The organism is Saccharopolyspora gloriosae (genome assembly GCF_022828475.1).
Taxonomy (GTDB): Bacteria; Actinomycetota; Actinomycetes; order Mycobacteriales; family Pseudonocardiaceae; genus Saccharopolyspora_C; species Saccharopolyspora_C gloriosae_A.
Map to the genome: position 1 here is coordinate 3,606,527 of NZ_CP059557.1, position 15,166 is coordinate 3,621,692.

The window sequence follows — 15,166 nt, forward strand, 5'->3', positions numbered from 1 at the left end:
GCGCCCGGGCTGGTCAGTACTGCTGCGCCGGGCCGACCGGAGCCTGCCCGTAGCCGCCCGGCTGGCCCTGCGGCGCGGCCGCCTGCGGGCGTGCCGAGACCTGCGGCAGCGGCACCGTCTGCAACACCCGGTTCACGATGTGATCCACCGGAATGCCGTCGGCGAGCGCGTCGTAGGACAGCACCAGGCGGTGCCGCAGCACGTCCGGCACCACGTCCACGACGTCCTGCGGCAGCACGTAGTCCCGGCCGCGCACCAGCGCGAGCGCCCTCGAGGCCGCCACGATGCCGAGGCTCGCTCGCGGCGAGGCACCGTAGGACACCCAGCCCGCGATGTCGGACAGCCCGTGATCGTTCGGGGTCCTGGTGGCCAGCACCAGCCGCACCACGTAGTCCACCAGCGCGTGGTGCACGAACACCTGCGCGGCGACGCCCTGCAGCCGGGTCAGCTCATCGGCGTTGAGCACCGGCGTCGGCTCCGGACTGGCCACGCCCATCCGGTAAACGATCTCCCGCTCCTCCTCCGCCGAGGGGTACTCGACCTGGAGCTTGAACAGGAACCGGTCGCGCTGCGCCTCCGGCAGCGGGTACACGCCTTCGTTCTCGATGGGGTTCTGGGTGGCCAGCACCAGGAACGGGTTCGGCATCGGGAAGCTTTCGCCGCCGATGGACACGTGCCGCTCGGCCATGACCTCCAGCAGCGCCGACTGCACCTTGGCGGGCGCGCGGTTGATCTCGTCGGCGAGCACGAAGTTCGCCAGCACCGGCCCGAGCTCCACGTCGAACTGCTCGCTGCCCTGCCGGTAGATGCGGGTGCCGAGGATGTCGGCGGGCACCAGGTCGGGGGTGAACTGCAACCGGGAGAACGAGCCGCCGACGACTTTCGCGAAGGTCTCCACCGCCAGCGTCTTGGCCACGCCGGGCACGCCCTCCAGGAGCACGTGCCCCTTCGCGAGCAGTCCGACCAGGACTCGTTCGACGAGCCGGTCCTGCCCGACGATGACCCGTTTGACCTCGAACACGGTGCGTTCGAGCAACTGTGCGTCCCGGGCCGGTGTGTTCACCTGCTCCGCGGGCGCCGCCCCGCTCTCGCCGGCCTCGGTCACTTCGACACCTCTCGTTCGCTTCCCTGGTCGCGTCGACGTCCGTCGCGCCGCCCGCTTGTCACGTACCGGTTCCCCGCCTCGGCCGAGACCCGGCGGACGTGGGCACTTGCGCGCCGAGCGCGGTCCGCAGGCGATCTTGGCACGGCTGCGCCTCGACTGCGCGAGGGGGCACCCGGCCAGGTTCGAAGTCAACCGCACCAGCGGTATGACCCTTGTGAAGCGACTCGTTCGTCCCGGGCGGGTCTTGGTGGTGACGCGTTGATCTCGGGTGACCCATGAGGGATTAATTTCAGTTAACACTGAAGCTTTCGAGCGTATGAACATGTTCGGGCGCGTAGCTCCGGCGGGAGAGCGAGATCGATTGATCAGTTCAAGCGGTGGAGATCCTGCGGAGTGTCGACGTCGCCGGCCTCCGCCCCGACCGCCGGAATCCGCACGGGATCGAGCGAGTCGAACAGCGCCCGGACCGGGCGGTCCCGCACATCCGCGGGCATCGCCGCGCGCAGCGCCTCCACCCGCCAGACGCCGAGCAGCCACTGCGGCATCCCGTCGTGATCAACGAGCACCGCTCCTGCGCCCTCGACCGCGGCGCGCAAGCGCACGATCGTTTCCGGGACGAGCCCCGGGTGATCAGCAGCCAGCACCGCCACCGGACCCGCCGCGAACGGGACCTCCCCGAGCCCTGCGCGCAGTCCCGCGAGCGGCCCGGAGCCCGGCGGATCCTCCCGCGACCAGCGGACCGGGACGGACACCGCGCGCTCCGGCCCCACGACCACGATCGGATCGGCGCCTCGCACCGCGGCGAGCGTGTGGTCCAGCAGCGTGCGACCGCCGGTGGGCAGCGCGAGCTTGTCCACTCCCCCGAGCCGCCGCGCCCGGCCACCCGCGAGCACCACGGCGGCGAACTCGTTCATCACCCGCCGATACCTACCCCATCCCGGCCGGGAACACGCAGGCGGGCCGACTCGCGCCGGAGACAACAGCGGCGACCGCGCCGGGTGGACGAACCACCGGCACGGCCGCCGCCGCACGAATCGCCGCTCAGAGCACCCGGACCGCGTAGGGCGCGATGCCCGAGTAGCGGACGGGAGTCACCCGGACCTGCGAACCCGAGTACGGCGCCTCCACCATCTGCCCACCGCCCAGGTAGAGCGCCACGTGGTGCACCCGGCCGCCGGAGCGCCAGAACAGCATGTCGCCGCGCTGCATCGACGACAGCGGGACCTGCGTGCCCGATTGGTACTGGTAACCGCTGTAGTGGTCGAGTTCCACACCTGCTCCGGCGAACGCGTAGATCATCAGGCCGGAGCAGTCGAACCCGACCTTGCGGTAATCGCCGTGGGAGTCGGCCACTCCCCCGTCTCGAATTCCGCGCGTGGGTCCGTCGGCGTCTCCGCCGCCCCACGCGTAGGGCATGCCCAGCTGCGACAGCGCCCGCTGGACGACGACCTCGGCGGAACCGGTGACCGCCCCGGAATCGTCCTGCGGGACCGCACTCCCCTGGCCCGTCCCGGAGTGCTGCGAGGTCGCCTGGTTCTGGGCGGCTTGCGCCTGGCTGGCCTTGAGCCACTCCTCGTACCGGTCGCGCTGCGATTCCAGGCCCTGCACCGCGGCGCGGGCGTCGGTGAGCTCGGCCCGCACCCCGTCCCGTTCCACCTCAAGCCTCGCCGCCTTACCGGCCTGCTCGGCCCGGGCGGAGATCGCCGCGTTCTCGGCGGCGTCCGCGCGCCCCTTCGCATCGGCCGCCGCCGAGCGGGAGGCGGCGGCGTCCTGCAACGCCTGCCGGGCCAGCGAGTCCTTGTTGACCCGATCGATGTGCGCCCGTTCCAGGTCGTCGAGCACGTCGAGCTGACTGCGGCCGACGGTGTCGAGCAGTTCGGCGCGGTCGATCAGATCGTCCGGACCGCGAGCTCCGACGTAGGCGGTGAGGGAGCCGAGCTTGCTGCCCTGCCGGTAGCTGCCCGCGGCGAACTCGTCGAGCCGGGAACGCTGGCGCTCGACCTCGCCGGCCGCCGCACCCGCCTGGCCGTTCGCCCCAGCGGCGACCTGTTCGGCCCGCATTCGGGCGCGTTCGGCGCGGGCGAGGTCGACACGGGCCTTGTTCGCGTCCTCCATCGCCAGCTCGACCTGCGCCCCCAGGTCGGTGAGCCGGGTCTCGGATTCCGCGAGGCGCTGCGTCAGTTCACCGACGCGGTCCGCCCGGTCGCCGACCCGGTCGCGCTGTGTTTGGATCTCGCCGTCGCCAGGTCGCACCGGCGGTTCCGGCGCACTGCCGGCCGCCACCGGGAGCGCGAGGGCCATTGCGGAGGCGAGCACCAGGCCGCCGGTGAGTCGTCGGGGTCGCCGCACGACCGCCACCTCCAGCCACCGAACTGGGCCGTTCGGCCTTGCAGGTATTGCGCCATTCAGCGCATAGGACGGTCACAACTGTGCATCTGGACATCAGTGCTCGCAATTCGTCGCATGAACCACACGCGTCACAGATGATGCATCTGGGCATGAAACGGACTTTTCACGCGCGCTGAACCGATCAACTCGCCGATCGATCAATGCGAGCCGACGTGAACGTCGTCGGACAAGGAACGTCCGGCCGGGGCCACTCAGCCCCAGGTGCTGGGATCTCCCCAGGTGCGCAGGGGTTCGGCGGTGTCCGAAAGCGGGACCGCGGCCAGCCCCGGCAGCAGCTCGACCAACGGCTCGCGCAGTACCGCGGCGGCGAGCTCGTCGTACGGAGTGGGTTCGGCGTTGCAGATCACCAGCCGCGCGCCCGCCCGCACCGCGAGCTCGGCGAGTCCCGCGGCCGGGTGCACCGTCAGCGAGGTCCCCGCGGCCAGGAACAGGTCGCAGTCCAGCGCCGCCCGCTGCGACGCGCGGATCACGGCCGGATCGAGGGATTGGCCGAAGGAAATCGTGCTGGACTTGAGGATGCCGCCGCAGGAACGGCACGGCGGATCTTCCTCACCGTCGGCCACCCGCGCCAGCGCCGCCCGCATCGAACCGGTCGCGGCGCAGTCCAGGCAGATCACGCCGAACACCGACCCGTGCAGCTCCAGCACCAGACCCGCATCCACGCCGCCGCTCTGGTGCAACCCGTCGATGTTCTGCGTCAGCAGTGAGGTGAGCCTGCCCTGCTCGGCGAACGCGGCGAACGCCCGATGCGCCGCGTTCGGCTCCGCCGCCCACGCCGGATGCTCCGCCCGAGCCCGCCACGCTTGCCTGCGCACCTCGGGGTCGGCGATGTAGGCGTCGATGTCGGTGAGCCGCTGCGCATGCGGATCCCGCGTCCACACCCCGTCCGGGCCGCGGAAGTCCGGGATTCCGGAAGCGGTGGACACCCCGGCTCCGGTCAGCGCCGTGATCCGCCGGGAGGCGGCGAACAACTCTCGGGCTCGGGCGTGCTCGGTGGCGGGATCACTGCCGGGTGCTGTCACCCCACCACGGTGCCACGTGGCCCAGATCACTGGTAATGCGGGCGTCACCGCAGCTCACAGGGGCGATGCGGGCTCCTGTGAAGGCGGCTTTGCACGGCGGTAACGCGAGTCGAAAAGCGCGGAAACACCGAGCTCCTAACGTCGGTCCGGCACGACGAGAGGAGCCGAGGTGACCTCCACCCCGCACACCAGACCAGGCCGCTGGATCGACGGCTGGAACCCGGAGGACGAGGCGTTCTGGGAACGGACCGGTGAACGCGTCGCGCGGCGCAACCTGTGGTCGTCGATCCTGTCCGAGCACATCGGGTTCTCGGTGTGGAGCATCTGGTCGGTCATGGTGCTGTTCATGTCCCCGGCCATCGGCCTGGGCTTCGACGCATCGGAGAAGTTCCTGCTCACCACCGTTCCGACGCTCGTCGGGGCACTGCTGCGGCTGCCGTACAGCTACGCGGTGACCCGGTTCGGCGGACGGAACTGGACCATCTTGTCCACCGCGGTGCTGCTGGTTCCGACCGGATTGACCTGCTACTTCATTCAGCAGCCGGGCACTCCGCTGAGCGTGTTCCTGGTGTTGGGCGCGTTGACCGGACTCGGCGGCGGCAACTTCGCGTCCTCGATGACCAACATCACGAGCTTCTTCCCGCAGCACAAGCAGGGCTGGGCGCTCGGGCTCAACGCGGGCGGCGGCAACATCGGCGTGGCGGTCGTCCAGATCATCGGGTTGCTGGTGATCGCGACAGTCGGCGGGACCAGTCCGGCGCTCGTCGCGGGGGTGTACCTGCCGCTGATCGTGGTGGCGACGCTGCTGGCCGCGGTGCGGATGGACAACATCGACGCGGTCGTCACCGATCCCGGCGCGCAGCTGGAGGTGGCGCGCAGCAGGCACACGTGGTGGATCTCGTTGCTCTACGTCGGCACCTTCGGTTCGTTCATCGGCTACGGCTTCGCGTTCGGGCTGGTGCTGCAGAACGAGTTCGACTTCACCCCGCTGCAGGCGGCGACCTACACGTTCATGGGTCCGCTGCTGGGGTCGCTGGCCCGTCCGATCGGCGGCCGGATGTCGGATCGCTGGGGTGGTGCGCGGGTGACGTTCTGGAACTTCCTCGCCATGGCCGCGGGAACGGGACTGCTGCTGGTGGCTTCGGGGATGAACTCGTTCCCGCTGTACCTGGCCGCGTTCATCGCGCTGTTCGTGCTGACCGGGATCGGCAACGGCTCGGTGTACAAGATGATCCCGGCGGTCTTCGCGAAACAGGCCGAGCGGGCCGTCACCGGCGGGCGGGACGCGGTGAGCTCGTTCGCGCACGCCCGCAGGCTCTCCGGCGCGCTGATGGGCGTGGCCGGGGCGATCGGTGCCCTCGGCGGGGTGTTCATCAACCTCACCTTCCGGGCCTCGTTCGGCGGTGCGGCCGCCAGCGGTGACGCGGCGCTGGCCACCTTCCTCGTCGTCTACCTGGCGTGCGTGGTCGTGACCTGGGCGGTGTACCTGCGCCGCGAGCCCGCCGAACCCGTGGTCGCCGCGAAGCCGGCGGTCGCGCAAGGAGTTCCCGGTGCCTGAGCCGCGAACCGTCGCCACCCACTGCCCCTACTGCGCGCTGCAGTGCGGCACGCGACTGACCGAGGAACGCGCGGGCCTGGCGGTGACGCCGACGGACTTCCCGGTGAACCGGGGCGGGCTGTGCCAGAAGGGCTGGACCGCGCCGTCCGTGCTGGACGCCCCGGATCGGCTGCTGCATCCGATGGTGCGCCGCGGCGGGCGGCTAGTGGCCGTGGACTGGGACACCGCGCTGCGCACCGTCGCCGACGGGGTGCGCGGCATCCAGGCCGAACACGGTGCGGACGCGGTGGGCGTGTTCGGCGGTGGCGGCCTGACCAACGAGAAGGCCTACCTGCTGGGCAAGTTCGCGCGGCTCGCGCTCAGGACCAGCCAGATCGACTACAACGGGCGGTTCTGCATGTCCTCGGCGGCCGCGGCGGGCAATGCGGCGTTCGGGCTGGACCGGGGACTGCCGTTCCCGGTGACCGACCTGGGCGCCGCCGACGTGGTGCTGCTGGCGGGGGCGAACGTGGCGGAGACGATGCCGCCGCTGATGCAGCACCTCAGCCGACCGGAGCTGATCGTGATCGACCCGCGGCGCAGTGCCACGGCCGAGCGCGCCGCGCTGCACCTGCAACCGGCACCAGGGACGGATCTGGCGCTGGTGCTGGGCCTGCTGCACATCGCGGTGGTCGACGGGTGGGCCGACACCGGCTACATCCGCGACCGCACCAGCGGGTTCGACGCGGCCTGGCGACGGGCGATGAGCTGGTGGCCGGAGCGGGTGGAGCGGGTCACCGGGGTGCCCGCGGGGTCGATGCGGGCGGCGGTACGGATGCTCGCGCAGGCCGAGCGGGCGTACGTTCTCACCGGACGCGGCGCCGAGCAGCACTCGAAAGGCGTGGACACCGTCGCAGGGTTCATCAACCTGGCGCTGGCGCTGGGACTTCCGGGCCGCGACGGCGGCGGCTACGGCTGCCTGACCGGGCAGGGCAACGGCCAGGGCGGCCGGGAGCACGGGCAGAAAGCCGATCAGCTTCCGGGCTACCGGTCGATCACCGACGACGCGGCGCGGGAGCACATCGCCGGGGTGTGGGGCGTGGCGCCGAGCGACCTGCCCGGTCCGGGGCGCAGCGCTTACGAACTGCTGGATGCGCTGGGCACGTCGGACGGGCCGCGCGGACTGCTGGTGTTCGGTTCGAACCCGGTGGTCTCGGCGCCGCACGCCGGGCACGTCGCGCAGCGGCTGGCCGCGCTGGACCTGCTCGTGGTGGCGGACTTCGTGCCCTCGGAGACCGCGCTGCTGGCCGACGTGGTGCTGCCGGTGACGCAGTGGGCCGAGGAGGACGGCACCATGACGAACCTCGAAGGCCGTGTGCTGCGCCGGCGCCGGTTGCGCACTCCGCCCGGCCACGCGCGCAGCGATCTGGAGCTGCTGCACGGTTTGGCGCGGCGGCTCGGTGAACCCGGCCACCGCTACCCCACGTCGCCGCGCGAGGTGTTCGAGGAGTTGCGGTGCGCGTCGGCGGGCGGCAAGGCCGACTACTCCGGCATCAGCTACGAACGTCTCGACGCCGGCGAGGCGCTGCACTGGCCGTGTCCCGCCACCGACGACGAGCACCCCGGCACGCCGCGGCTGTTCCTGGACGGTTTCGCCCACCCCGACGGCCGAGCCCGCTTCGCGGAGGTCGAGCATCGCGACTCCGCCGAGTCGGTGAGCACGGAGTTCCCGCTGCACGCCACCACCGGCCGGGTGCCGGCCCAGTACCAGTCGGGCGCGCAGACCCGCCGGGTGCGCGAACTCGTCGAGGCCGCACCGGAAACGTTCGTCGAGGTGCACCCGGATACCGCCGAACGCGCGGGTCTCACCGACGGCGAGCGGGCCTTGGTGAGTTCGGCTCGCGGCGGCACGGTGGCCCGCGTGCGGCTGGTGGCGTCGATGCGCACCGACACCGTGTTCCTGCCGTTCCACTTCCCCGGCGAGGGCAGGGCGAACCTGATCACCAATCCCGCGCTGGATCCGCGCAGCCGGATGCCGGAATTCAAGGTCGCCGCCGCCCGCATCGAACCGCTCCCGCCGGACCCTGCGCTCGTGCCGGGCGCCGTCGAGGAGGTGTTCGCGTGAGCCACGTGCTGATCATCGGCAACGGCCCGGCCGCGCACCGGCTCGTGGAGCGGCTCCGGTGGCACGGCCACGACGGGCCGATCACCGTGCTGGGCGGCGAGAACCGGCCCGCCTACAACCGGGTGCTGCTCGCCTCGGTGCTCGACGGAACGCTGTCCGCGGCCGGGTTGACGCTGCCCGAGCAGCGCGCGGAGGTCCGGCTCGGCGTCACCGCCACGGCCATCGACCGCGCCCGGCGGCTGGTGCGCACCGACGGCGGTGTGGTGCACCGCTACGACGAGCTCGTGCTCGCCACCGGCGCGCGGGCCACCGTGCCCGGCGTTCCCGGCGTGCGCGACGCCGACGGTGCGCTGTCCGCGGGCGTCACGCCGTTGCGCACGCTCGACGACTGCGCGCGCATCCCCGAGGGCGCGCGGGACGTGGTGGTGCTCGGCGGCGGGGTGCTCGGCGTGGAATCGGCGCGCGGGCTGCAAGCGCGGGGCTTGGACGTGACGCTCGTGCATCCGCAGGGGCATCCGATGGATCGCCAGCTCGACGCGGCGGGCGGGGCGTTGCTGAGCGAGCACCTGCGCGGCATGGGGTTGCGCGTCCGGTTCGGCAGGCGTGCCGTGCGGTACCGGCCGGGCAAGCTCGTCCTCGACGACGGGGAGGCGCTCGCGGCGGACGCGCTGGTGCTGTGCACCGGGGTGACACCGGAAACCGGGCTCGCCGCCGAGACGGGCCTCGCGGTCGGGCGGGGAATCCTGGTCGACGACCACCTCGCCACTTCCGACGCGCACGTCCACGCGGTCGGCGATTGCGCCGAGCACGACGGGACGGTGCCGGGGCTGATCGCTCCCGCCTGGGAGCAGGCGGAGGTGCTGGCCCGGCGGCTCACCGGCGGCACCGGGCGCTATCGGGGCTTCGGCACGGTCACCCGGCTCAAGGCGCGCGGTATCGAGCTGGCCTCGATGGGATCGGCGGCACTGCTCGACGGCACCGATGCGGACGTGGAGCTGGTGACGCTGTCGGATCCGGCGCGGGGGCGGTACGCGAAGCTCGCGGTCCGCGCCGAACGCGTCGCCGGCGCCGTGCTGATCGGCTTTCCGCAGGCCACGGCGACCGTGGCACAGCTGCACGACCGGAACCTGCCGCTGCCGGCGGACCGCCTCGGGCTGCTGCTCGGGCACTCCCCCGCGGCCACCGCGCCCGCGGACCTGCCGGACGACGCCGTCGTCTGCCGCTGCAACAACGTCACCAAGAAGACCCTGGTGCGCGCCTGGCACCGCGGTGCTCGCGATGTCGGCGGGCTGGTGCGGGCGACCCGCGCCACCACCGGCTGCGGTGGCTGCACCGACGAGGTGCGCGGTCTGTGCGACGCGTTGACCGCCAGGGACGGAATCACGACCGAACAGGAGGGCGCCGCATGACCCGCACCCTTGTGGTGATCGGCCACGGAATGGTCGGCCATCGCCTGGTCGAGGACCTGCGTGCTCGCGACGAAGCGGACGCGTGGCGGGTGGAGATCCTCGCCGAGGAATCCCGCCCCGCCTACGACCGGGTCGCCCTGTCGTCCTATTTGGACGGCAAGAGCGCCGAGGCTCTCGGCCTGGCGGGGCCGGGCTTCCTGGACGACCCGATGGTGCGGCTGCGGCTGGATTGCGGGGCCGCGAGCATCGACCGCGTCTCGCGGACCGTGACCGCCACCGACGGCACCGAGCTGAGTTACGACGCGCTGGTGCTGGCCACCGGGTCCCGCCCGTTCGTGCCGCCGGTGCCCGGACACGACCTCGACGGCTGCCACGTCTACCGCACGCTCGACGACCTCGACGGCATCCGGGAAGCCGCCGTCGAAGGCGCCCCCGGCGTCGTCATCGGCGGCGGGCTGCTCGGGTTGGAGGCGGCGAACGCGCTGCGGCTGCTGGGGATGCGCCCGCACGTGGTGGAGATGGCGCCGCGGCTGATGCCGCTGCAGGTCGACGGCGGCGGCGGCCGGGTGCTGGCGGGGCTGGTCGGTGAGCTCGGGCTCGCGTTGCACTGCGGCACGGCCACGGACTCCATCGTCGCCGGACCGGACGGACGGGTCGCCGAGGTGCGACTCGGCGACGGCAACACCGTGGAGACGAATCTGGTGGTGTTCTCCGCCGGGGTCCGTCCGCGCGATGAGCTCGCCGAGCCGGCCGGACTGGCCCGCGCCGACCGCGGCGGAGTGCTCGTGGACGACCGCTGCCGCACCTCCGACGAGCGCATCTGGGCGGTCGGCGAGTGCGCCGCCGTCGAGGGCCGCTGCTACGGCTTGGTCGCCCCCGGCTACGGCATGGCCGAGGTCGTCGTGCGGCAACTGCTGGATCTCGGCGGCGAAGCCTTCCCCGGTGCCGACATGTCGACGAAGTTGAAGCTGCTCGGGGTGGACGTGGCCGCCTTCGGCGACGCGCACGGCGCGACCGAGGGTGCGCTGGAGGTCGTCTACGCCAACAACGCCGCGGGCACCTACGCGAAACTGGTGCTCAGCGACGATGCGCGACTGCTGCTCGGCGGAGTGCTCGTCGGCGACGCGAGCGCGTACGCCACGCTGCGGCCGCTGGTCGGGCGGGAACTGCCCGCTCCGCCCGAGCGACTGCTGCTGCCCGCCGGAACGGGCCTGGGCGCGGGCGCGTTACCCGCCGACGCGATCGTGTGCTCCTGCAACAACGTGTCCAAGGAGGACATCACCGGCGCGATCACGGGTGCGGCGCTGTCCGACGTGGCCGGCGTCAAAGCGTGCACCAAGGCGGGCACCAGCTGCGGCTCGTGCGTGCCGATGCTCAAGACGCTGCTCGGCGAATGCGGCGTCGCCGCCTCCCACGCGCTGTGCGAGCACTTCGGGCAGTCCCGCTCCGAACTGTTCGAGATCATCCGGGTGACCGGGATCGCCACGTTCTCCGAGCTGATCGGCAGACACGGCCGGGGACTCGGCTGCGACCTGTGCAAGCCGGTCGTCGCCTCGATCCTCGCCAGCCTCGGCCGCGGGCACATCCTCGACGGCGAGCAGGCCGGGTTGCAGGACACCAACGACCGGTTCCTGGCCAACATGCAGCGCAACGGGACGTACTCGGTGGTGCCGCGAGTGCCCGGCGGGGAGATCACGCCGGATAAGCTCATCGTGCTCGGCGAGGTCGCCCGCGACTTCGAGCTCTACACGAAGATCACCGGTGGGCAGCGGATCGACCTGTTCGGCGCCCGCGTCGAACAGCTCCCGCTGATCTGGCGGCGGCTCGTCGACGCCGGCTTCGAATCCGGTCACGCCTACGGCAAGGCACTGCGCACCGTGAAGTCCTGCGTGGGCACCGACTGGTGCCGCTACGGCGTGCAGGACTCGGTGGCGATGGCCATCCGGCTCGAACTGCGCTACCGCGGTCTGCGGGCACCGCACAAGCTCAAGTCCGGCGTGTCGGGCTGCGCGCGGGAATGCGCCGAGGCCCGGTCGAAGGACTTCGGCGTGATCGCCACCGAACGCGGCTGGAACCTCTACGTCGGCGGCAACGGCGGCTTCACCCCGCGCCACGCGGAACTGCTCGCCGCCGACCTCGACGACGACGGGCTGATCCGGCTCATCGACCGGTTCCTGATGTTCTACGTGCGCACCGCCGACCGGCTCCAGCGCACCGCGGCGTGGATCGAATCCCTCGACGGCGGGCTGGAACACGTGCGCGACGTCGTCGTCGAGGATTCCCTCGGCATCGCCGCCGAACTCGAGACCGCGATGGAGCAGCACGTCGACGGTTACGCCGACGAGTGGGCCGGAGTCCTGGCCGACCCGGCGAAGCTGTCCCGCTTCGTGTCCTTCGTCAACGCCCCCGACGCGCCCGACCCGACGATCAGCTTCGTCGCCGAACGCGGCCAGCCCCGGCCCGGACCGGTCACGTTGCCGATGCCGTCGATCCGCGCGGCCCGGCCCGACTCCGAGGAGGTACCCGCATGACCACCTGGCTCCCGATCTGCCCGTGGACCGCGCTGGCCCCGGCTTACGGCGTTCCCGCGCTGCTGGCGGCCGAACCTGTCGCCGTGTTCCGCACCCACGACGACGAGCTCTACGCCGTCGGCAACGTCGATCCGTTCTGCGGGGCGGGCGTGATGAGCCGCGGGATCGTCGGCGACCGCGGCGGGGAACCGACCGTGGCCTCACCGATGCTCAAGCAGGTCTTCTCGCTGCGCACCGGCGAATGCCTGGACGACCCGGCCGCCCGCCTGCCGACCTTCCAGGTGCGGCGCCACGACGAGATGGTGGAGATCGCCGTTCCGTGACAACGCACCCGGACCTTCCCGCGGCCGCCGAGCCCACCCGGCTCGCGCCGACTCCGCTGGCCGGGTTCACCATCGGCGTCACCGCCGCACGCCGTGCCGATGAGCTGGACTCGCTGCTGCGGCGGCGCGGCGCGCGGGTGCTGCACGGCCCGGCGCTGCGCATCGTTGCGGTCGCCGACGACTCGCGGCTGCACACCGCGACCGAGCAGTGCATCGCCGATCCGCCGTCGGTCGTGGTCGCCACCACCGGCATCGGCTTCCGCGGCTGGGTGGAGGCCGCCGACGGCTGGGGACGAGGAGAGGCGCTGCTCGACGCGCTCGCGGCGGCGCGGTTGCTGGCGCGCGGCCCCAAGGCACGTGGCGCGGTGCGGGCGGCCGGGCTCGCCGACGCGTGGTCACCGGACTCGGAGTCCTCCGGCGAACTGCTCGAACACCTGCTCACCGAACCGTTGGAAGGAGTCCGGGTCGCGGTGCAGCTGCACGGGCAGCCGCTGCCGGACTTCGTGGCGGCGCTGCGCTGCGCGGGCGCCGAGGTCATCGAGATCCCGGTGTACCGGTGGATCCCGCCCGTCGACACGGCACCGCTGACGAACCTGGTCGAGGCGGTGTGCGCCCGCGAGGTCGATGCCGTCACGTTCACCAGCGCCCCGGCCGCCGCCGGACTGCTCGGCCACGCCACCGAACTCGGACGACGCGACGACCTGCTCGCGGCGCTGCGGGGACCGGTGCTGTCGGCCTGCGTGGGGCCGGTGACCCACGCGCCGCTGGCGGACCTGGGAATTCCGGCGGTGCTGCCGCAGCGGTACCGGCTGGGCGCGATGGTGCGGGAGCTGTGCGAGACGCTGCCGGGCCGCTGTCCGGCACTGCCCGTCGCCGGGCGAACGCTGCAACTGCGCGGGCACGCCGCCGCCGTGGACGGCGAGCTGAAACCGTTGTCGCCCAACGCGAAAGCACTGCTGCGGATGCTGCTGGCACGCCCGGGACGGGTAGTCGCCCGCGCCGAACTCGCAACCGCCCTCACCACCACCGGCTCGACGCGGATCGTCGACGAGCACGCCGTGGAACAGGCCGTGGCCCGGCTGCGCTCCGCGCTCGGTGCGCCGGAGCTGGTGCAGACGGTGATCAAACGCGGCTATCGGCTCCCGCTGGAACCCATGCGGGACGCACCGCGATGCGCGGTCCCGGAATGACCGCCCCGCTGCTGCTCGCCGCGCACGGCACCCGCGATCCGGCCGGTCCGCGGGTCATCGAGCGGATCGCGGCGGCCGTCGCCGAACGGACCGGCATCGCGGTGCACGTCGCCTACGTCGACGTCATCGGCCCCACCGTCGCCGACGCGCTGCGCGGCATCAGCGGGCCGGTGGTGGCGGTACCTGCGTTCCTGGCGGCCGGATACCACGTGCGCACCGACCTGCCCGCGCAACTCGCCGCGGCCGGTCGTGCCGGTGACGTCACGACCACCGCACCGCTGGGACCCGCGCCGGAACTGGCGGCGGCGATGCTGGATCGGCTCACCGGCGCGGGATGGCGCGCGGGAACCGAAGTGGTGTTCGCCGCGGCCGGTTCCTCCGACCGGCGTGCGCTGGAGGACGTGCGCACAGCGGCCCGCCTGCTGGGGCGCCGCTGCGGCGCGTCGCTGCGGCCGAGCTACGTCAGCACCGCGACGCCGCTGACCGAGCAGGTGTGCCGGGAGCGGCCCGCGGCGGAGCGCATCATCGCGCCGTACCTGCTCGCTCCCGGCTTGTTCCACCGGAAGCTGAGCGCGCTGCCCGCCCAGGCCGTCGCCGCGCCGATCGGGGCGCACCCGCTGCTCGTCGACCTCATCGTGCGCAGGTATCGGGCGACGTGTCCGGACCTGTTAACCGTGTGGTTCTCCCAGCTGCGCAACGGAAAACCTCACTCCAAGTGAATGCCGATCAGCCGTGCCGACTCGTTCGTGGGTTCTTCGGTTCCGTTCGATTCATACCTTGTTCACCTTCGCTTACGGTGAATGTTTCCGTGCGTCGTATCGGGGAGGAACTCATGACCAGCGCAACAAGTTCCGGAGCGAAATCAGGTTCCGGCAGGCGCACGTCCGCCAGTGGCTCCCAAGGACGCGGCTCCGGCTCCTCCCGGTCCGGTTCCAGCAGCACCGGCACCAAGACCACCGCCGCCCGCCAGAGCACCACGAGCAAGCAGACCGGCGGTTCGAACCGCAGCACCGGGAAGCAGAGCACGACCCGCGGCACCACTCAGCGGGCCAACGCCACCGGCCGGCGACAGACCAGCAGTTCCAGCGCATCCAGTGGTTCCGGCAGCCGTTCCGGGACCGGCACCCGGCAGTCGGCGAGCACTTCGAACGCTCAGCAGGCCACCGTGCACCTGCCGTTCGTCACCGCCCAGTTCCACAAGCCGGACGTGCAGCTTCCAGCGCTGCCGGGCAAGAAGGAACTCACCTCCGCCGCGGAGACGGTCCGCGCGCAACTCCCCGAGCCCGGCCAAGCCGTGTTCTACGGCGGCCTCGCGGCCGGCGTCGCGCTGAGCCTGCTCGAATGGCCCGTGGCACTGGCCATCGGCGTGGGCACCGCCGTCGTCGGCCGCGCCAAGTAGCCACTACCTCAGCTCCCGGCCCGGCCCGTTCACGCCCGGCCCCTCGCCGATCCGCCTCGGCAGTCCGTACCGCGGTTCGCCCACGGACGCCGGGGCGGACTCACGCGGGCCACTCC

12 protein-coding genes are annotated in these 15,166 nt (G+C 72.2%); 8 read left to right on the forward strand and 4 right to left on the reverse strand.

The genetic code is table 11. The features are described from left to right. Positions 1-13: 13 nt before the first annotated feature. From H2Q94_RS15510 to H2Q94_RS15525, 4 genes are all read right to left on the reverse strand, one after another. Positions 14-1,105 (reverse strand): AAA family ATPase, encoded by a 1,092-nt coding sequence (locus H2Q94_RS15510; RefSeq protein ID WP_243787807.1) that lies wholly within the window; start codon positions 1,103-1,105, stop codon positions 14-16. Between the two features lie 365 nt (positions 1,106-1,470). Continuing rightward, entirely contained in the window at positions 1,471-2,019 is a 549-nt protein-coding gene (gene mobA / locus H2Q94_RS15515; RefSeq protein WP_243787809.1) for a molybdenum cofactor guanylyltransferase, read from the reverse strand. Positions 2,020-2,146: 127 nt separating this feature from the next. Continuing rightward, complete coding sequence (locus H2Q94_RS15520) at positions 2,147-3,454, reverse strand: NlpC/P60 family protein (RefSeq protein ID WP_243787810.1); 1,308 nt, start codon at positions 3,452-3,454, stop codon at positions 2,147-2,149. Positions 3,455-3,705: 251 nt separating this feature from the next. After that, positions 3,706-4,536: an SIR2 family NAD-dependent protein deacylase gene (locus H2Q94_RS15525; RefSeq protein ID WP_397545356.1), complete on the reverse strand. Its 831-nt coding sequence runs from the start codon at positions 4,534-4,536 to the stop codon at positions 3,706-3,708. A gap of 169 nt (positions 4,537-4,705) precedes the next feature. Between H2Q94_RS15525 and H2Q94_RS15530 the strand changes: the two genes are divergently transcribed. The 8 genes from H2Q94_RS15530 (at position 4,706) to H2Q94_RS15565 (ending at position 15,050) form a co-directional block, all read left to right on the forward strand. Then, on the forward strand, positions 4,706-6,094 hold the full coding sequence (locus H2Q94_RS15530) for an MFS transporter (RefSeq protein WP_243787812.1): 1,389 nt from the start codon (positions 4,706-4,708) through the stop codon (positions 6,092-6,094). After that, positions 6,087-8,198 (forward strand): molybdopterin oxidoreductase family protein, encoded by a 2,112-nt coding sequence (locus tag H2Q94_RS15535; protein ID WP_243787814.1) that lies wholly within the window; start codon positions 6,087-6,089, stop codon positions 8,196-8,198. Before H2Q94_RS15530 ends, H2Q94_RS15535 begins: the two co-directional genes overlap by 8 nt. Next, a complete protein-coding gene (locus tag H2Q94_RS15540; RefSeq protein ID WP_243787815.1) occupies positions 8,195-9,607 on the forward strand; it encodes an FAD-dependent oxidoreductase in 1,413 nt (470 codons plus the stop codon). The genes H2Q94_RS15535 and H2Q94_RS15540 overlap by 4 nt, the downstream gene beginning before the upstream one ends. After that, positions 9,604-12,138, forward strand: coding sequence for a nitrite reductase large subunit NirB (gene nirB, locus H2Q94_RS15545; protein ID WP_243787817.1), 2,535 nt, complete (start codon positions 9,604-9,606; stop codon positions 12,136-12,138). Before H2Q94_RS15540 ends, nirB begins: the two co-directional genes overlap by 4 nt. Further along, positions 12,135-12,461 carry a nitrite reductase small subunit NirD gene (gene nirD, locus H2Q94_RS15550; protein WP_243787818.1) on the forward strand — a complete coding sequence of 109 codons (327 nt, stop codon included), beginning with the start codon at positions 12,135-12,137 and terminating at the stop codon, positions 12,459-12,461. The genes nirB and nirD overlap by 4 nt, the downstream gene beginning before the upstream one ends. After that, positions 12,458-13,651, forward strand: a complete 1,194-nt coding sequence (locus tag H2Q94_RS15555) for a uroporphyrinogen-III synthase (protein WP_243787819.1) — start codon at positions 12,458-12,460, stop codon at positions 13,649-13,651. The genes nirD and H2Q94_RS15555 overlap by 4 nt, the downstream gene beginning before the upstream one ends. After that, a complete protein-coding gene (locus H2Q94_RS15560; RefSeq protein WP_243787820.1) occupies positions 13,648-14,370 on the forward strand; it encodes a sirohydrochlorin chelatase in 723 nt (240 codons plus the stop codon). Before H2Q94_RS15555 ends, H2Q94_RS15560 begins: the two co-directional genes overlap by 4 nt. Positions 14,371-14,483: 113 nt before the next feature. Further along, positions 14,484-15,050: a hypothetical protein gene (locus H2Q94_RS15565; RefSeq protein ID WP_243787821.1), complete on the forward strand. Its 567-nt coding sequence runs from the start codon at positions 14,484-14,486 to the stop codon at positions 15,048-15,050. Positions 15,051-15,166 lie beyond the last annotated feature (116 nt).